Origin of the sequence: uncultured Comamonas sp., from assembly GCF_964277875.1 — a bacterium.
Classification (GTDB): domain Bacteria; phylum Pseudomonadota; class Gammaproteobacteria; order Burkholderiales; family Burkholderiaceae_C; genus Comamonas; species Comamonas sediminis.
On sequence record NZ_CAXYJV010000032.1, the window covers coordinates 1 to 18,626 of the forward strand.

The 18,626-nt window shown below is 62.8% G+C and carries 15 protein-coding genes and 2 tRNA genes; 5 read left to right on the plus strand and 12 right to left on the minus strand.

The genetic code is table 11. From position 1 onward, the window contains the following. Window positions 1–2 precede the first annotated feature (2 nt). The 7 genes from ACHWUQ_RS11700 to ACHWUQ_RS11730 form a co-directional block, all read right to left on the minus strand. A tRNA-His gene (locus ACHWUQ_RS11700) sits at window positions 3–78 on the minus strand. A 60-nt stretch (window positions 79–138) separates the two neighbouring features. Further along, window positions 139–2,052 (minus strand): SurA N-terminal domain-containing protein, encoded by a 1,914-nt coding sequence (locus tag ACHWUQ_RS11705; protein WP_394681230.1) that lies wholly within the window; start codon window positions 2,050–2,052, stop codon window positions 139–141. A 788-nt stretch (window positions 2,053–2,840) separates the two neighbouring features. After that, window positions 2,841–2,916 (minus strand) — tRNA-Val (locus ACHWUQ_RS11710). A gap of 16 nt (window positions 2,917–2,932) precedes the next feature. Next, a complete protein-coding gene (locus ACHWUQ_RS11715; protein ID WP_021026954.1) occupies window positions 2,933–3,205 on the minus strand; it encodes an HU family DNA-binding protein in 273 nt (90 codons plus the stop codon). Window positions 3,206–3,511: 306 nt separating this feature from the next. Beyond that, window positions 3,512–4,078: a CDP-diacylglycerol--glycerol-3-phosphate 3-phosphatidyltransferase gene (pgsA, locus tag ACHWUQ_RS11720; protein WP_116927291.1), complete on the minus strand. Its 567-nt coding sequence runs from the start codon at window positions 4,076–4,078 to the stop codon at window positions 3,512–3,514. Between the two features lie 206 nt (window positions 4,079–4,284). Beyond that, window positions 4,285–6,270: an excinuclease ABC subunit UvrC gene (gene uvrC / locus ACHWUQ_RS11725; protein ID WP_239808969.1), complete on the minus strand. Its 1,986-nt coding sequence runs from the start codon at window positions 6,268–6,270 to the stop codon at window positions 4,285–4,287. 61 nt (window positions 6,271–6,331) lie between these two features. Beyond that, window positions 6,332–7,546 carry a CaiB/BaiF CoA-transferase family protein gene (locus tag ACHWUQ_RS11730; RefSeq protein WP_239808970.1) on the minus strand — a complete coding sequence of 405 codons (1,215 nt, stop codon included), beginning with the start codon at window positions 7,544–7,546 and terminating at the stop codon, window positions 6,332–6,334. Window positions 7,547–7,640: 94 nt separating this feature from the next. Here ACHWUQ_RS11730 and earP point away from each other — a divergent pair, with 94 nt between their 5' ends. From earP to ACHWUQ_RS11755, 5 genes are all read left to right on the plus strand, one after another. After that, the gene (gene earP / locus ACHWUQ_RS11735) at window positions 7,641–8,759 is read left to right on the plus strand and encodes an elongation factor P maturation arginine rhamnosyltransferase EarP (protein ID WP_394681231.1); all 1,119 of its coding nucleotides are present in this window, start codon (window positions 7,641–7,643) and stop codon (window positions 8,757–8,759) included. A 165-nt stretch (window positions 8,760–8,924) separates the two neighbouring features. Continuing rightward, window positions 8,925–9,479, plus strand: a complete 555-nt coding sequence (gene efp, locus ACHWUQ_RS11740; RefSeq protein WP_021026959.1) for an elongation factor P — start codon at window positions 8,925–8,927, stop codon at window positions 9,477–9,479. A gap of 220 nt (window positions 9,480–9,699) precedes the next feature. After that, entirely contained in the window at window positions 9,700–10,338 is a 639-nt protein-coding gene (locus ACHWUQ_RS11745; protein ID WP_312836182.1) for a DUF2239 family protein, read from the plus strand. A gap of 38 nt (window positions 10,339–10,376) precedes the next feature. Further along, a complete protein-coding gene (locus ACHWUQ_RS11750) occupies window positions 10,377–11,765 on the plus strand; it encodes an MATE family efflux transporter (RefSeq protein ID WP_313335244.1) in 1,389 nt (462 codons plus the stop codon). Window positions 11,766–11,872: 107 nt separating this feature from the next. Then, window positions 11,873–12,685 (plus strand): PPK2 family polyphosphate kinase, encoded by an 813-nt coding sequence (locus ACHWUQ_RS11755; RefSeq protein ID WP_313335241.1) that lies wholly within the window; start codon window positions 11,873–11,875, stop codon window positions 12,683–12,685. 84 nt (window positions 12,686–12,769) lie between these two features. On the opposite strand, the gene rimO is transcribed toward ACHWUQ_RS11755, so the two are convergent. From rimO to ACHWUQ_RS11780, 5 genes are all read right to left on the minus strand, one after another. Continuing rightward, complete coding sequence (rimO, locus tag ACHWUQ_RS11760; protein ID WP_312530710.1) at window positions 12,770–14,182, minus strand: 30S ribosomal protein S12 methylthiotransferase RimO; 1,413 nt, start codon at window positions 14,180–14,182, stop codon at window positions 12,770–12,772. 210 nt (window positions 14,183–14,392) lie between these two features. Next, window positions 14,393–15,532: an AAA family ATPase gene (locus ACHWUQ_RS11765; RefSeq protein ID WP_394681232.1), complete on the minus strand. Its 1,140-nt coding sequence runs from the start codon at window positions 15,530–15,532 to the stop codon at window positions 14,393–14,395. Then, window positions 15,529–16,479, minus strand: coding sequence for an RNA ligase family protein (locus ACHWUQ_RS11770; protein ID WP_394681233.1), 951 nt, complete (start codon window positions 16,477–16,479; stop codon window positions 15,529–15,531). Before ACHWUQ_RS11770 ends, ACHWUQ_RS11765 begins: the two co-directional genes overlap by 4 nt. 451 nt (window positions 16,480–16,930) lie before the next feature. Then, on the minus strand, window positions 16,931–17,473 hold the full coding sequence (phaR, locus tag ACHWUQ_RS11775; protein ID WP_021026964.1) for a polyhydroxyalkanoate synthesis repressor PhaR: 543 nt from the start codon (window positions 17,471–17,473) through the stop codon (window positions 16,931–16,933). A gap of 153 nt (window positions 17,474–17,626) precedes the next feature. Further along, the gene (locus tag ACHWUQ_RS11780; RefSeq protein WP_394681234.1) at window positions 17,627–18,565 is read right to left on the minus strand and encodes a LysR substrate-binding domain-containing protein; all 939 of its coding nucleotides are present in this window, start codon (window positions 18,563–18,565) and stop codon (window positions 17,627–17,629) included. Window positions 18,566–18,626: the final 61 nt, after the last annotated feature.

Genomic DNA, 18,626 nt, shown 5'->3' on the forward strand with positions numbered 1-18,626 from the left:
TTTGGGGTGGCTGATGGGGCTCGAACCCACGACAACAGGAATCACAATCCTGGACTCTACCAACTGAGCTACAGCCACCGTGTTGGGGAAGACATGATTATAGCCAGAAATTTGGCCCCTCTCATGAATTCTCCGTTTTTATGAAATTTTTGTTTCTGCGGGGCGTGGGACCTTGATCTGCGCCTTGAAACGCTCCTTGAGCATCTCGTAATACGCCAAGGTTTCAGCATTGGCCTGGTAACGCTCGAACTCCTGCTTTTGGCGCAGGCGCATCTCGGCAGAGTCTTCGCTACGCGGCACGACCTTGTTCACGCGCACGATGGTGTAGCCATCGTTGCCCAGGTCCACACCCACCCAGGAAGCAGCCTCGCCGACCTTCGCATGCATGGCAGCATTGAGCACCGCAGGCACCTGGCCCTTGGCATCCTGGCGCGACACGACAATCGGTGCTGCCAGCTTGGCGCCTGCAGCGTCTGCCTTCCAGGCTTCCAGCTTGGCTTGCGCGTCCTGGCGGGCGAGTTCTGCAGCCTTCTGCGCTACGTACAGCTCATGGGCCTTGGCCTTGACTTCCTCGAACGGCAGAATGCGTGCATCGAAGTGCTCCACCACACGACCCGCGGCCAGGGTGCTGGGCGCCACTTCAATGGCTTCGGTGTTGCGCTTGTTCTGCAAAGCGTCGCTGGAGAACAGCGCTTCCAGGAAGGTTGCGTTGGCCAGGGCGCCCGTCGCTCCAGGGGCGGCCGTGCGGGTGACATGCTCGGCCTTCTGGATCTTCAAGCCCAGCTTCTCAGCCACAGGCTGCAGGCTATCGGACTGCTCGAACACCATGTTGGAGAAGGTCTCGGCGACTTCGGCGTACTTGCGCTGCACCTGCTGGGCCAGCACCTCGGTCTCGATCTTCGCGCGCAGCTCTTCAAAGCTGGGGGTACGCGGGGTCTTGATCTCACCCATCTTGATGATGTGGAAGCCGTACTCCGTGCTGACCAGGTCGCTGATCTCACCAGTCTTCATTGCAAAGGCGGCGTCCTCAAAAGGCTTGACCATGTCGCCCTGCTTGACCAGACCCAGATCACCGCCGCTGTCGCGCGAGCCGGTGTCTTGCGAATTCTTCTTGGCCAGCTCGGCGAATTGCGCTGGGTTGGCCTTGGCTTCGGCCAACAGCTGCTCGGCACGCTGCTTGGCTTTTTCACGGTCTGCTGCCGACATCGAGGCTGGCGCGTCAATCAGGATGTGGCTGATGCGGCGCTGTTCCTTGTCCATGAAGCGGCTCAGATTTTCCTTGTAGTAGGTGCGCAGATCGTCTTCGCTGGGCTTGATCATGCTCTTGACCGCTTCGGCATTCAGCACCACATACTCGATCGTGGACTGCTCCTTCTGGCGGAACAGCTCCTGGTTGCTCTTGTAGAACGCTTCCACATCGGCATCGGTGGTCTTGACCTGGGACGCATAGTCCTTGGCTGCGAACTGCGCCAACTGGATCTCACGCTGCTGGTAGAGCGCGTCGACCGCCAGCTGGGTCTGTGCATCGGTCGCAAAGGCCGTGTTGGACACACCGCCCAGCACCTGGCGCGACGCAATGTCGCGGCGCATGCCTGCTTCGAAGCCTTCGGGCGTCATGCCCTGGGCACCCACCAGTGCGCGGTAGGCATCGACGTCCAGCGAGCCATCGGGTTTTTTCAGCGCAGCAATCTGCGGAATTTCCTGCAGCGCGCGGACCAGTGCGGCATTGTCCACCGTCAGGTGCATTTTTTGCACCGCGGCGTCAATCACCTGGTCACGCACCATGCGCTCCAACGTCAGATAGCGGGCTTCGGGGCCATCCATCCACTTGGCGTCCATGTTGGGGTCTTGCTGGCGCATGCGATCCGAGGCAACGCGGTGCGCATTGTCCCAGTCCATCTGCGTAATGTCTTTGCCATTGACTTTGGCGACCACCGGGCTCTTTTCGGTGAAGTAGTTCTGGTTCACTCCCACCAAAACAAAAGACAGAATGATCAGCAAGAACAGCGGATACATCAGCACCTTGGAGTACTTGCGGATGGTTTCAAACATCGTCTAACTTTCCTGAGGACAAAAAAAAAGGCGAACCCTCATTCGCCTTTATTCGGTTTTCAGCAAGGGATGCGGGCGGCAGACGGTCTGACGTGGGCATCTGCTGCTTGCAACGGCGGTTTTCCCATTGCATATCAATCAGATACAACGTCAACTGACATCTGCTCCCCACCCCCTGTCAAATAGGGCGTGCAACATGCGTCTTGGCAACGCATGAACGTCGAAACAGCAAGTGTACCGCGAAAGAGTTTTTCCTCCCTATGAGGGCAAGGGGCGCGTTAGGGAATACAGGATTTTTGCCCGCACCTGTGACCGCGAGGCGGCAGATGCGCAGCACCTCCCCCCTCTTTTTAAGAGGCAGCACTAAGGAGAAAAGCACTGGAGGCGTCCCAGGCCCGGCTGGACGCAACTGCCTGTCTGACAGGTTGCAGGTTGCAACGACGCGCATGCCAAGCTAGCGCGGCAGACGCCCCATCTGGCCATTGAAGCTCAGGAACAACGGGAGGAACGGAGATACCGGGTTCTAGGGCGCAGGCACTGGAGCGGCTTTGGGGGATGGCCCGGCGCATGCGTACCAACGCTGCAGACTGCGCCATGGCGACCATGCGGCGGCACGGCGATAACGAGCCACCCCGCCCTGGCTGATGGCCGAGACTCTACGCCTAGGCAAGTTGGTAAGCAATCAAAATCGGCTGGTATGGGCTGATCCGAGCTGACCCTGCAGACGGTGAACCGACAAAGAAAAAACCCCTTAGATCACTCTAAGGGGTTTATTTTCTTGGTTAATGTGGTGGGTGCTGACGGGGTCGAACCGCCGACCTACGCCTTGTAAGGGCGCCGCTCTACCAACTGAGCTAAGCACCCCACCTGATAACCGAAATTAGTTCAACGCATCTTTCAATGCCTTGCCTGGACGGAACTTAGGCACCTTGGCTGCCTTGATCTTGATCGCAGCGCCGGTACGTGGGTTACGGCCGGTACGCGCAGCGCGCTTACCAACGGCAAAGGTACCAAAACCTACCAGAGAGACTGTACCACCTTTTTTCAAGGTTTTCTTCACTGCATCAATGGTGGACTCCAGCGCACGAGCCGCAGCAGCCTTGGAGATATCAGCATTGTTAGCAATGTGCTCAATGAGTTCAGTTTTATTCACAAGCAGCCTCTATTCATCAAGAGAGTTAAGGAAGTGTATGTTTCATCCCATTATGAGCAGTTTGCACACGGTGCAACTGTCACAGATTCAAAAACAACACCACTGGCACGAAATTTTCACCTCGACCCCAGTGCCTCTGGAATGAGGTGAATTCTAGACGGAATTTCTGGGTACTCAGGCAAAAAATCACTTTTTTTCGCTGACCAGCGCCCGGTTTGCCTTGCAAAAGCCAGGCATCACGGGCTCTGTAGCCTGAATTCCTTGTACAGGCGAGGTGGAGTCTACGCCCAAACCTGTGACGGCCAACTAAGAATCAACCCTAGCCCGGATCTCTGGCAATGCCTTTTGCAGGTAATAAATCATCGACCAGACGGTCAATACCGCTGCCCCCCAGATCAGCCAGGTACCCCAGACACCGGTATCGATCCCGGCCACCTTGCCGTCGTAGAGCAAAAACGGAATGGCCACCATCTGCACGGTGGTCTTGAGCTTGCCCACCATGTGCACAGCCACGCTCTTGCTCGCACCAATGCGCGCCATCCATTCACGCAGCGCCGAGATCGCAATCTCGCGGCCGATGATGATCAGCGCGACAAAGACATCGGCACGCTGCAGGTAGACCAGGATCAGCAGCGACGCGCAGACCAGGAACTTGTCGGCCACCGGATCCAGAAAGGCGCCAAAGGATGAGGTCTGGTTGAGCTTGCGTGCCAGAAAGCCATCGAGCCAATCGGTGAAGGCGAACACCACAAACATGACGGTGGCCCACAGGTTCTTGGTGGCCATATCAAGAGGCGAGTAATACACGCCGATGATGAGCGGGATCGCGACAATGCGCGTCCAGGTCATGATGGTGGGGATCGTGAAGAACATGCGGCTATTGTGGCACGCTGCGGTGCAAATTCAGTGAACGACATGCTCTGTGAACGACATGCGTTCAGAACCCTTGCCAAAGCTTGCGGCCTGGAACGGAGCGCGGGCTGCCGCGACCGGCGTCCATTCCACAGTTCGAGGGTTCTGCATGGGCACCATGACGCGCCCGCCTGCGCGACCTGTTGCAAGGCCGCACAGGCCTCCCGTTAATGCAAGGCTCTGTAGATATCCTGCGCCAGCGCTGGCGATATGCCATCGACCGTCATCAGGTCATCGACCCCGGCCTCCTCCACACCGCGTACGCCGCCAAAGCGTTGCAGCAGGCGCGCCCGCTTCTTGGGCCCGACCCCGGGAATGTCTTCCAGCCGGCTGCCTCCTACCCGCACCTTGGCACGCGCAGCGCGCATGCCGGTGATCGCAAAGCGGTGCGCCTCATCGCGAATCTGCGCCACCAGCATCAGCGCGGCCGAGTCGCGGCCCAGATAGACCTTGTCGCGCCCATCGCAGAACACCAGCTCTTCGAGACCGACCTTGCGGCCCTCGCCTTTCTCGACACCGACGATGCGTGACAGATCCAGACCCAGCTCGGTAAAGACCTCGCGTGCGACACCCACCTGGCCCTTGCCGCCATCGATGAGCACGATGTCGGGTAGACGGGCAGCATTTTTGCCAAGCTCGGCGCCACCGGCATCGCGCTGGGCCTCGGCCACCTTGCTGTAGCGGCGCGTCAGCACCTGGCGCATGGCGGCATAGTCGTCGCCGCCGGTGATGCCTTCGATCTTGTAGCGCCGGTACTCGCTGCTTTGCATCTTGTGGTGGTGAAACACCACGCAGGAGGCCTGGGTGTTCTCACCCGAGGTGTGCGAGATGTCAAAGCACTCGATGGTCAGCTGGTCGATATCGTCCTGGGGCAAATCCAGCGCCTCGACCAGCGCACGCGTGCGTGCCTGTTGCGAGCCTTCTTCCGCCAGCAGGCGGGCCAGCTGCAACTGGGCATTCTTTTGCGCCATCTCGAGCCAGACGCGGCGCTCCTCGCGCGGCTGCGACACCGCAGCAATGCGCGTGCCGGTCTGCTGTGACAAGGCCTCCAGCAATGCGGGCTCCAGCGCAACGCTGACCACCAGCACCGGCGGAGGCGCCACCTGCAGATAGTGCTGCGCCACAAACGCTTCCAGCACCCGCTGCTCCACCGTCTTGGCAGCCACGGTGGTGCCGGGCGTGCCCAACGCCTGGTCCTCGGCGTCTTCGGCTTCTTCCAGACTGGCGATGGCAGCACTGTCCTCGACATGCACCGGAAAGTAGGCGCGGTCCCCGAGGTGCCGCCCGCCACGCACCATCGCCAGATTCACGCAGGCCTTGCCGCCTTGCACCTGCACGGCCAGTATGTCCACATCGCGGTCATCACTGGTCTCGATGCTTTGCTGGTGCAGCATGCTGGCCAGCGCCTTGATCTGGTTGCGGATGTCGGCCGCCTGCTCAAACTCCAACTGGTCCGAGTGCGCCATCATGCGCGCCTCCAGCGTCTTGAGCAGGGTGTCGGTCTCGCCGCGCAGCATGGCTTCGGCATGGGCCACATCGGCGGCGTAATCCTCCGGACTGATGTGGTCGACACAGGGGCCGCTGCAGCGCTTGATCTGGTACAGCAAACAAGGCCGGGTGCGGTTGCTGAAGATGCTGTCCTCGCAGGTGCGCAGGCGGAACACCTTTTGCAGCAACTGGATGGTTTCCTTGACCGCCCAGGCATTCGGATACGGGCCGAAATAGCGCTGGCGCTTGTCGGTGGCACCCCGGTAGTAGGCCACGCGCGGGTAGCACTGGCTGGGGGGCGCGCGCATGTCACCATCGTGGATCGCCATGCCGGTGATCTTCAGGTACGGATAGCTCTTGTCATCCCGAAAAAGAATGTTGTATTTCGGATGCTGGGTCTTGATGAGGTTGTTTTCCAGCAGCAGCGCTTCGGCTTCGGAGCGCACCACCGTGGTCTCCATGCGCACGATCTTGCCCACCATGTGGCCGATGCGCGTGCCGCCATGGTCCTTCTGGAAATAGCTCGATACCCGGCGCTTGAGGTTGATGGCCTTGCCCACATACAGCAAGGCATCGCTGGCGTCGAAATAGCGGTAGACCCCGGGCATGGCGGGCAAACCAGCCACCTGGGCAAGAAGTTCGGGAGAGTGCACGTGAATGGGCATGGCGCTATTGTCTTATGCGTTCGCGCTGCCCGCAGCAAACCGGTCCATCACCCATGCAGGCTCACTGCACAATGCCGCGCTCCCGCAGCGTTGCAATCTGCGCTGCGCTCAGGCCCAGGCCCTGCAGTACGGCGTCGGTGTCGTCACCCAGGTGGGGAGCGCTGCTGCGGATCGTGCCCGGCGTGACAGACAGCTTAGGCACGATGCCCGGCACCTCGAGTGTGTGGCCATCGCGCGTGGTCTGCGGCACGATCATCTGGCGCGCACGGTAGTGCGGGTCTTCGCTGATGTCCTTGGCGGTGTAGACCTTGCCGGCCGGCACCCTTGCAGCGGCCAACGCATCCATCACCTGCGCAATCGCGCGCGGCTGTGTCCAGGCGCTGATGGCCGCATCGATCTCCTCTATACGTGCCACCCGTCCCGCATTGCTGGCCAGGTCGGGCGCCTGGCCCAGGTCAGGCCGGCCAATGGTGTCCATCAGCCGCTTGAAGATGCTGTCGCCATTGCCGGCCACCAGCACCCAGCCATCCTGGCAGGCATAGGCATTGGACGGCGCAATGCCCGGCAAGGCGCTGCCCGCCGCCTCGCGCACCACGCCAAAGGCGCTGTACTCGGGGATCAGGCTTTCCATCACATTGAAGACTGCCTCATGCAAGGCCACATCGATCACCTGGCCACTGCCGCCGTTGACCTTGCGGTGGTAGAGCGCCATCATCACGCCGATGACGCCATGCAGTGCCGCCAAGGTGTCGCCGATCGACACCCCCACGCGCACAGGCACCCGCCCGGGCTCGGCCGTCAGGTGGCGCAGGCCGCCCATCGCCTCGCCAATCACGCCAAAGCCTGGCAGGTCGCGGTAGGGACCGGTTTGCCCGTAGCCGGAGATGCGCAGCATCACCAGGCCCGGGTTGAGGGCATGCAGTTCCTCGGGCGACATGCCCCAGCCCTCCAGGGTGCCGGGGCGGAAGTTCTCCACCAGCACATCGGCCTCGGCAATCAGCTGGCGGGCAATGTCCTGCGCCTCTTTCTGGCGCAAATCCAAAGCCAGCGACTGCTTGTTGCGCGACTGCACCTGCCACCAGACGGAGGTGCCATCCTGCAGCAGGCGCCAGTTGCGCAGCGGGTCGCCCGCGCCGGTGGCCTCGATCTTCACCACGTCGGCACCAAACTCGCCCAAGGTCTTGCCACAGAACGGCCCGGCAATCAGCTGGCCCATCTCGACCACCTTGACGCCTTGCAAAGCCATCGGCCCCGGGGTTGCTGTGTGGGGGTTCATGTCTGTCTCCATGCTTGATCAACTGGGGCTTATTGTGGCTCAGGCGGCAGGGCCCGCCAGAGATTCCCGGGACTGCACTATCATCGCGCGGGTGATGACCCCCTGCCCTACCCCCACCACCGCCCCCCCGCCTGCGCCGCGCAGCCCCGCACCGCTGTGGGATATCTTTTGCCAGGTGATCGACAACTTTGGCGACATCGGCGTGTGCTGGCGCCTGGCCGCCGACCTGGCCCGGCGCGGCTGCCAGGTGCGCCTGTGGGTGGACGATGGCAGCGCGCTGGCCTGGATGGCGCCGCAGGGCGCGCCCGGCGTGACCGTGCACCCGTGGCCCGGTGCGGTGCCGGCCAGCGGCATTGCCGATGTGGTGGTGGAAGCCTTTGGCTGCGAGATTCCGCACGCCTTCCAGCAGGCACTGGCCGCGCGGGCGCAATCGCCAGCACAGCGGCCCAGCGTCTGGATCAACCTGGAATACCTGTCCGCCGAAGACTATGTGGAGCGCTGCCACCGCCTGCCTTCACGCTTGATGAGCGGCCCGGCTGCCGGCCTCACGCGCTGGTTCTTCTACCCGGGCTTCAGCACCGGCACCGGCGGCCTGCTGCGCGAGGCCGATCTGCCCCAGCGCCAGGCGGAGTTTGACCGCAGCGCCTGGCGTGCGCGGCACGGCCTGCATGACGGCAACCCGGTGTTTTCGCTGTTCTGCTATGAGCCGCCCGCTTTTTTGCAGGCCTTTGCCAGCGCCGGCACGGCCACGCAATGGCTGGTCACCCCGGGCCGCGCGGCGGCACTGGTACAGCGGCAACTGCCGCAGCCCCTGCCCCGTCAGGTGCAGTTGCTGCCGCCCTGCAGCCAGCCGGAATTCGACGACATGCTCTGGTCCTGCGACCTCAACTTTGTGCGCGGCGAAGACTCGCTGGTGCGGGCACTATGGGCCGGCCAGCCCTTTGTCTGGCAGATCTACCCGCAAGACGACAACGCGCACCATGCCAAGCTGGAGGCCTTTCTGGACTGGCTGCATGCGCCAGACAGCCTGCGCCAAGCCCATGCGGCCTGGAATGGCATCCCCGGCGCCAATGGCTCCCCCCCGGCCTGGCCTGGCACTACCGCCGCTGTGCTGTCCCAATGGGCGCAGTGCGTGCAGGCGGCACGCAACAGTCTGCAGATGCAGCCCAGCCTTGCCGAGCAGCTGATGGCATTTGCAGACGAAAAATGTTAGAATCGGAGTCTTTGCGCTTATCCGCGCACCCAGCGCCGCCAGGCAACAGGGTTTGACGGATGCGCACAACGCCGCGGAACATGCTACGGCGCAGCACAGCCCGTCCAACGACACTTGCGCGCCGCCCGTAGAAGTTTGAGCGGCCCAACACAGGCACCTATTGCTATGAAAATCGCTCAAGAAATCCGCGCTGGTAACGTGATCATGTTCGGCAAGGACCCGATGATCGTTCTGAAGACCGAATACGCACGTGGCGGCCGTGGCGCTGCCACCGTGCGCATGAAGCTCAAGAGCCTGATCGGCAACTTCGGCACGGAAAACGTGTTCAAGGCCGACGACAAGATCGACAACGTGATCCTGGAGAAGAAGGACTGCACGTACTCCTACTTCGCAGACCCCATGTACGTCTGGATGGACCCTGAGTTCAACCAGTACGAAGTGGAAGCCGAAAACATGGCTGATGCACTGAACTACCTCGAAGACGGCATGACCGCTGAAGTGGTGTTCTACGACGGCAAGGCCATCTCCGTCGAACTGCCAACCACCATCGTGCGCGAAATCACCTGGACCGAGCCAGCCGTCAAGGGCGACACTTCGGGCAAGGTGCTCAAGCCCGCCAAGATCGCTACCGGTTTTGAAATCGCTGTGCCCCTGTTCGTGAGCCAGGAAGACAAGATCGAAATCGACACCCGCACTGCTGAATACCGCAAGCGCGTGTAATGCCTGGGCCGCAAGCCCCAGCCAGAACAACCTCCATGCCCCGCGCTGGAGGTTTTTTTTCGCCCAGGCATCGCAGGCCTCTCCAAGAGGAAACAGCCGCAAGCGGGCCATTGCAGCGATGCACATGCAGATACATATTTTTACCCATTAAAAATAGCCAAATATTTTTGCCCCGGTAAAATAGAGCGCATATCCCCAAAAATAGAAAGAACAAGTGGCCATGACTACCGAGACATTGACCGGCCGGTTGACGATTTTCCAGGGCCACCAGCGCCTGCTGCAAGCCGACCGCCTCACCGTGCTGCGCTATCTGCAAAACCATGACGAACTGCACCCTGGCGGCAGCCCTACCCCTTTGTGGGTGTTTGACGACCTCTCCGGCTTGCGGCTGGACCTGAACTGGCGCTCGGAACTTGCGCCCACCAGCCCTCCCACCCCGTCGGATGGTGCAGAACCTGCGCCCGTTACCCCGGCGGCCGCACCGATGGAGCCGGCCAGCCACGGCCGTGCCGCACGGGCCGTGGGACGCCCCAAACTGGGTGTGGTCTCGCGCGAGGTCACTCTGCTGCCCCGCCACTGGGAGTGGCTCAACCGCCAGCCGGGCGGCGCGTCCGCCGCGTTGCGCCGTTTGATCGACGACGCCCGCAATGCCCACGCGGAGAAGGATTCCCAGCGCGCCGCGACCGAGGCCACCTACCAGTTCATGCAGGCGATGGCAGGCGATCTGCCCGGTTTTGACGAAGCCTGCCGCGCGCTGTTTGCCCACAAGCAATCGGCATTCTTGCTGCAGACCCAGGCATGGCCTGATGATGTACAAGCTTATCTGCACCAGCTCAGCCGTCCCATCTGGCCGGTGTAAGCGCTACAGTCCCGTTCCCCCCGACTACACACGCCCCCATGTCTTCGCCCCTTCCCCTCACGCAGGCTGCGCCGCCCGCCCCGCCTGTACGCCCCCTGTGGCAAGTGTTCATGGTGTTTCTGGGCCCCATGCTGCTGTCCAACATCCTCCAGTCTCTCTCGGGCACGCTCAACAGCATGTTTCTCGGTCAGATGATGGGGGTCAAGGCCCTGGCTGCGGTCGCGGCCTTCTTCCCGGTCATGTTTGTCTTTATTGCGTTTGTCATCGGCCTGGGCGCTGGCGCCTCGGTGCTGATTGGCCAGGCCTGGGGCGCTGGGCAGCCCGACAAGGTCCGTGCCATTGCCGGCACCACCTTACTGACCGGGCTGGCCATGGGAGCGGCGGTGGCGCTGTTTGGCGGTCTGTTCACCCAGCCCATCATGCGGCTGCTGGGTACCCCAGCCGATATCCTCGAGCAGGCCACGGTGTACTCGCGCATCGTCTTGCTGGGCATGCCCGGGCTGTTCATCTTCCTGCTGTTCACCTCGCTGCTGCGCGGCGTCGGCGACACACTCACGCCCATGTGGTCGCTGATCGTGTCCACCGGCATCGGCCTGGTCAGCACCCCGGCGCTGATTGCCGGCTGGGGCGGCCTGCCGCGCCTGGGCGTGGCCAGCGCCGGGGTGTCGATGATCCTGGGCTTCAGCATCGCCCTGGTCTGGCTGACGGTGCAGCTGCGCCGCAAGCGCAGCGTGCTGGCACCCAATAGGGCGCTGTTGCGCGCCATGCGCCCGGATTGGGGCTTGCTGCGCGGCGTGCTGCGCGTGGGCATCCCCACCGGCGTGCTGATGATCGCTACCTCGCTGGCCGGCCTGGTCGTCCTGTCGCTGATCAACGGATTTGGATCCAACGCCACCGCCGCCTACGGCGCCGTGAACCAGATCAATGCGTTCGCGCAGTTTCCGCTGATCTCGATCGCCATCACCGCCTCCATTCTGGCCGCCCAGTCGATCGGCGCCGGCCGCAGCGAACGCCTGCCCGCCATTGCGCGCACAGCGATGCAGATCAACCTGGCCATCGGGGGCGCCACCGCGTTGCTCGGCACCCTCTTCGCCAGGCCTTTGCTGTCGATCTTCATCACCGATCAGGAGGTGCTGCATGTGGCCGTGGAACTGCTGCGCATTGTGCTGTGGAGCGGTCTGCTGTTTGGCGCCTTCGCGTCCCTGGCCGCGCTGATGCGTGCCAGCGGTGATGTGCTGATCCCCACGTTGATCACCATCGGCGTGATCGCCACGCTGGAGCTGCCGCTGGCCTGGCTGTTCAGCCGCCACTTTGGCCTGGTGGGCATCTGGATGGCCTTCCCGGTCTCCTACGGCATCACATTGGCGCTGCAAACCTGGTACTACCAGGCCATCTGGAAAAAGCGCCCGATCCGCAAGATGGTCTGAGCGCGGCACGCCCAGGCGCTGCGCCCACCAGCCCAGGTGACAAGCGCCGTAAAAACTGAAATCATGGCCAGCTGCAGCAGCCTGCCTGCCTTCAACGATCCGCCTTTATGCCCAAGCTTGATAACTACCGCGTGCCCGTCAAGGGCCCCGTCCATCTGGCCGACTACGACCCGGCCGCCACACCGTTTGCACACGGCACTGTCAAGGCCCAGGAAAAGGACCTGAAGACGCTCAACAAGCAGCTGGCGCAGCTGATGCGCCCGCTGCAGGGCGAGAACAAGCGCTCGGTACTGTTGGTGCTGCAAGGAACGGACACCAGCGGCAAGGACGGCACCGTGCGCGGCGTGTTCAAAACCACGGGACCGCAGGGCCTGCGCATGGCCACCTTCAAAAGCCCGAGCAAGGAAGAGCTCTCGCACGACTACCTGTGGCGCTGCCATGCGGTGGTGCCCGCCAAGGGCGAGATCGGCATCTGGAACCGCAGCCATTATGAAGACGTGCTGGTGCCGCTGGTCAACGGCTGGATCACGCCGCAGGTCGCCAAGCAGCGCTATGCGCAGATCAATGACTTCGAGCGCCTGCTGGCCGAGAACGGCACCACCGTCCTCAAATGCATGCTGCATATCAGCAAGGACGAACAGCGCGTTCGGCTGCAGGAGCGCATCGATGTGCCGGAAAAACGCTGGAAGTTCAGCCTCGATGACCTCGTGGTGCGCAAGCAGTGGGACGCCTACCAACAGGCCTACGAGGACTTGCTGGAAGCCACTTCCACCGCGCATGCGCCCTGGTATGTGGTGCCGGCCGACAACAAGCTGCACCGCAACCTGATGGTCAACACCTTGCTCAACCACTGCCTGCTCGACATGCAGCCGCAGTACCCGGTCGATTTCCCCGAGCTGGTCGGCCTGCAGGTCGAATAAGCGCGCCCGGCAAAAGCGCACCGCCCACAGAAAAGGGGCCTGCTGCAACAGCAAGGCCCCTTTGCTTTGTCTACGATCCAGTGGTTAAACCGGCACACCCACCAGGTCATGACCCTGGCTGCGCACAATGCGCACCTTGATCAGCTCGCCGACCTTGTAGGTCTTGCTGAGCTTCTCGGGCGGCAGCAGGTGCACGACACCGTCGATCTCGGGCGCATCGGCATAGGTACGGGCGATGCCACCCTTCTTGCCCAGGCCGATGGCCTTGTCGACCAGCACCTGCATGGTCTGGCCCACACGTCGCTCCAGGCGCTTGGCGGACACCTCTTCGGCCACTTCCATGAAACGGGCGCGGCGCGCTTCGCGCACCTCAGCGGGCAGCATGCCGGGCAGCTCGTTGGCGGTAGCGCCTTCCACCGGGCTATAGGCAAAGCAGCCTGCGCGGTCAATCTCGGCCTCACGGATAAAGTCCAGCAGGTGCTCGAACTCTTCTTCGGTCTCGCCGGGGAAGCCGGCAATAAAGGTCGAGCGGATCACCAGCTCGGGGCAGATCGCACGCCACTCACGGATGCGTTCCAGATTGCGCTCGCCGCTGGCCGGGCGCTTCATGCGCTTGAGTACATCGGGGTGGCTGTGCTGCAGCGGCACATCCAGATACGGCAGCACCAGGCCTTGGGCCATCAGCGGCAAGATCGCGTCCACCGTAGGATACGGGTACACATAGTGCAGGCGCACCCATGCCCCATACGGCTTGGCCAGTTCGCCCAGCGCTTCCACCAGCTCCAGCATGCGGGTCTTCACCGGCTTGCCGTCCCAGAAACCGGTGCGGTACTTCACATCGACACCGTAGGCGGAGGTGTCCTGGCTGATCACCAGCAGCTCCTTGACGCCACCGGCAAACAGCGCCTTGGCTTCCTTGAGCACATCGCCAATCGGGCGGCTGACCAGATCACCACGCATCGAGGGGATGATGCAGAAGGTGCAGCGGTGGTTGCAGCCTTCGGAAATCTTCAGGTAGGCATAGTGCTTGGGCGTGAGCTTGATGCCCGCCTCGCCAAAGCTGCCGGGCACCAGGTCGATGAAGGGGTCATGCGGCTTGGGCAGGTTGGTGTGGACCGCGTCCATCACCTCTTGCGTGGCATGGGGGCCCGTTACCGCCAGCACGCTGGGGTGCATCTGCTTGACCAGGTTGCCGCCGCCGTCGCCCATCTTGGCGCCCAGGCAACCGGTCACGATCACCTTGCCGTTCTCGGCCAGCGCCTCGCCAATCGTGTCCAGGCTTTCGCGCACGGCGTCGTCAATGAAGCCGCAGGTGTTGACGATCACCAGATCGGCGCCTTCAAAGGTCTTGGAGGTCTGGTACCCCTCGGCACTCAACTGCGTCAGGATCAGCTCGCTGTCGGTAAGGGCTTTGGGGCAGCCCAAACTGACGAACCCCACCTTGGGGGTTCGGTTGGCGTCGAGCGTCGCAGTGGCAGCGTGGGAATCGGTATTCATTTTTCTTGCAGGGGAACCTGGCAACTAATCTGGGCGGTATTTTAAAGCAGGCGCCCGGGCAGGCTCTGCCCCTGGGGTATAGACCCGCAGCGGAGCTCCTGCCCCTCGCCACAACTGCCCATGCAACAGGGTGCACAGGACAGCACCAGCGTTGACTACGTTGAGCCAGATCGCGTTGCAGACGGCTCAGCCTCTGCAGCTGCCTCGATTTCAGCGGAGTTCCATTCGCAACGCGTGGGCCTCCGTCTCGGAGGGCAGCTCCCAGCGGTTCAGCAGCGATTGCAGCGCCTTGTTGGACAGGGTCGAGTCCCGGCGGCTGTTACGGCGCAGCAGCTCGGCACGGGACTGCTCCAGATACACCAGCTCCACTTCGGCACCGTAGGCATAGAGCAGATCGAGCGTGCGCGTCCGCATCTGCAGGCTCAGATGCGTGGCGCTCCAGACGAAAGGCGCCTTCTTGCGGAGCAGTTCCCGGGCCTTGTCATGCGCAAAGTGCGCAGCAGCGCCTTCGTTTTCGCCATGCTTCAGGTCCAGTGCGTCTCTCGCATCATCGAAGGACACCACAGGCAGGCCGCGCCGGTGCTGCGCCAGCCAGGTGTCCTTTCCCGATGCCGGCAGGCCACACATCACGGTCACGCGCGATCCAGGTTCCTGAAAGAGCGCATAGTCCGGGTGCACATCCGCCCCCCGGAAGTAACTCAGCCTGGTGTGGGCATCGGCAAACCGCCGAGGGCTCCCATAGCATCCTTCTTCGCGCGCCAGTTCCCGAAAGAGTTCGATGTTGTCCAGCACCGCCTGCTGGTCCATGCACACACGCCCGCGCATATCCGCCTCGGCCAGAGCGGCCAGGTGGACGAGATTCACTTGCCAGGACGTCTCCCGCACCATGCGCTCGGGCGTCTTGCCAGAACGAGACCCCGCCAACGCGAAAAATGGCAGCTGATGCACCGCAATCAGGCGGCAGACCGCCTCTCGCAGCTCCAACGGCGCGCCCGCATCCCAGAGCAGCACACGGGCCTCCACCGCTCCCTTGCGGGAATGGCCGGGCTGGCCAATGGCCCCGGTCTGCGGGTCGATGACCGTCGTGCGGTATTTGGCCACATCGTGCAGCAAGGCCGCCAGAAACAAGACCGCACGGTCATGCGGACTCGCCTGCAGGTAGTCCGGCAGCGCCAGCAGCTCGTGCACCACCATTTGGGTGTGCGTCCAGACATCCCCTTCGGCATGGTAACGGGGGTCCTGCACCGTCGTCTTGGCCCGCTCCAGTACCGGGAAGGCCGCCAGACAGGCGGCAAAATCCGGGGCAGTTCCCGGCGCAGGCACCAGGCCTGCAATCGTTGACCAGTTCATACCCCCTCCTTTGCGGGAAAGCTTTTTCCCGATGCTCGGCCGGCACCATCCGGCCTGCCTGCCCTGTCGCCCCGGGCCATCGCTTTCAATGCATCCAGCGAGCGAAGGGTGTGCAGGGACAGGTCTTCCCAGCGCACCGAAGGCTGTGGCGCATAGAGGTCGACCCCTTGTGCCAGGCCATTGGCAATCATCGGCCGCTGGCTGTGGTGCGAGCCGCTGTCCAGAATCGTCTGGAGAAAGTCCTGCCGCACGAGCTTGTAGCGCGCCACCACCTGGCCGCCCTCCTCCACCTTCAGGTACAGGCCTTCTGCCAGGTCCGAGTTATTCGTCTGTTGCCAGCACAGCGGGGCCGGTAGGCCCTCTCGTTGGACGGCGAGGTCAAACGACTGGCGCCAGGCGCGGCTCTTGGCCAGCGAGGGCCGCACCAGTGCCCACAGCAAGGCAGAGTCTGTCGGCATCGGACCTTCGTAGAGCACCGGGACGGACAACACCGGTGATCCCTGCAGGAGCGCATGGCGTCGCGGGGTGGATAGGAATTGACCCGTTTCGCGGTCAAAAATGTCGAACTCGTGGAAGTGGTGCGGCAACTGGTCATAGAAGACCGAGTGCTTGGCATGGGTCCACTCACCGTAGACGACGAAGCGGTCTTCGAGGCGCTCAAGCAACGCAGCTTCATGGGCTGCGGCCCAGACTTTGAAGAGGTTGAACTGCCGCTCGCTGCCGCCGCCCACCAGGTAGTGGCCCCGGGATTGCAGCAGCTGCTCGCCAGCGCCGGTAAAGGAAATGCCGGCGTTGGCGCCGTCGAGTTTTTCCTCGATGACGACGTGTTGGCCGGCCAGGGCTTTGAGGGGCACCTGGTCATGGGCATCGTCGCCCGCTTGCAAGCGCGATCCTTCCAGGTGGGGCGTGCGCGGGTATTTGAATATCGAAAGAGAGTGGGGATTCATGTTCGTTGCAGCGAGAAGCGTCTCGCTGTCCAGCAGGACAGGGAAAGCCAACGAACGTGAGGCGCAGGTCGACCGCTCTTGCCCCAAAAGGAAAGAGGTCGTCGCGCAGGGGAAGCGGGGGATTCAGCGCTCCCGCAGCCTCATGGCAGGCGTTGGGAGCTCGGAGCCAGTACCGCAGCCAGCTGTGGCGCAGACTTGCGCCGCACGAGGCTGCAAATGCAGTCGTCGGCGATTAGCAGGTGACGAACAGGCGGGACATGTCGGGCTCCGAAAAGGGCAAGAGGTTTGAAAGAGCTGAAGTTATAGCACGTGCAGTCCAGGTGTTCAACGAATGGGCCAACACTGCGTTGAACGCCCGGGTCTGCGCCAGCTGCATGTGGCTGCTACGCCACCCGGCAACGGATGCGCAAGATGGCTGGCCCCCTGATGCAGCGCCCAGCCAGCCCCGGCATCAGGGCCGCTTGATCCCGAAGGCCGTCAGCATCTGCTCGGTCTGCTTTTGCATCTGCTCCTGCATCTGCTGGAAGAACTGCTGCGACTGGGCCTGGTAGTTGCTCGCATCGGGCATACCTGGCACGCCGGGCATCGGCATGCCCAGAAAGTTGCGCCACATCTCGGGCGTGGCGCCCTTCATCTGGTCGGCAAAGCGGCCTTGCATCTCCGTGAACAGCTGCACATTGCGCTCCAGGTAGGAGCCCATGAAGCCCTGCATCGCATGGCCGTAGAAGCGGATGATGTTGACCAGCATGGCCTCGGTGAACATCGGCGCGCCGCCGGCTTCCTCATCGAGAATGATCTGCAGCAGAATGCTGCGCGTCAGGTCCTCGCCGGTCTTGGCGTCCTTGACGACGATGGGCTCGTTCTGCATGACCAGCGCCTTGACCTCGGCCAAGGTGATGTAGGCAGAGGTCTGGGTGTCGTACAGACGGCGGTTGGGGTATTTCTTGACGACGCGCTCGGACGCGGTAGCTGTTCCTGGGGTGTTTTCCGGCACGCGGATCTCCTGTGTCTCTCGCCAACGGCGGGCGTTATGGGAATACCGACCATCCTAGTCTCTGGGACGGCGGTTTTTACCTCTAAGGCAATTTTTAGATTGTAGTGACGGCGGAGGCCTGTTGCGCTGCAGCACTTACCCTAAGAACCTGTTCTAAGAGGCGCCCGCCCGGCCCTTGAGCCAGTTGCCAAAGGCCTGCAGCGCAGGCTGGGCGGGCATGGGCTCGTTCGCCAGCGGGGTCATCCAGTAATAGGCGCGGCTGCCTTTCAACGGCTGCTCGCAGGCAACCACCAGCTCGCCCCGGGCCAGCTCATCCTCGATCAGCATCGGCGGAATCAGCGCCACCCCCATGCCGGCTGCTGCGGCCACAGCCAACATCGAGAACAGCTCATAGCGCGGGCCATCGAGCGCATGGGGGGCCGGCACACCGGCAGCATCAAACCACTTGCGCCAACCATCGGGCCGGGTGCTTTGCTGCAGCAGCGGCAGCTGCGCCAGCACCTGGGGCGATACGGTCAGGTAGGCTCGGCCGCGCCCGCGCTGGGTGGCGCCTTCCAACAGGCGCGGGCTGCAGACCGGCACGATCACCTCGTCCATCAACCAGGTCGCCTGTGTACCCGGCCATTGGCGCGCCTGCTCGGCAGTACCGGCATAGATGGCGGCATCGACCAGGCGCTCGGCAAACGCAAAGGGCCGGGTCTGCACATCGATATGCACGACCACGCCGGGATGCTGCTGCAAAAACTGCGGCAGGCGCGGCAACAGCCAGCGGGTCGCAAAGGTGGGCACGGCCGCAATGCTGATCGCGCCACCTGCGCCCTGGTGGGCCATGATGTCCAAGGTGCCGCGCTCAATGCCCTGCAGCCACTGCGCCACCTGATGGCTGTACTGGTGGCCCGCAGGCGTCAGCACCATGCCGTGGCGCGAGCGCTTGAACAGCTGCACGCCCAGCTGCTCTTCCAGCGCAATGATCTGGCGCGAGACGGCGCTTTGCGTCAGCGCCAGCTCCTGGGCAGCGCGGGTGTAGCTCTCGTGGCGGGCGGCGGCCTCAAAACAGGCCAGTGCCTGGGTCGAGGGAATCATTCGGCGCATATCTTGTCTCCGATGTGACGCATGGCATCACTGCATCTTTCTCTGGCATTACCCAGTGCAT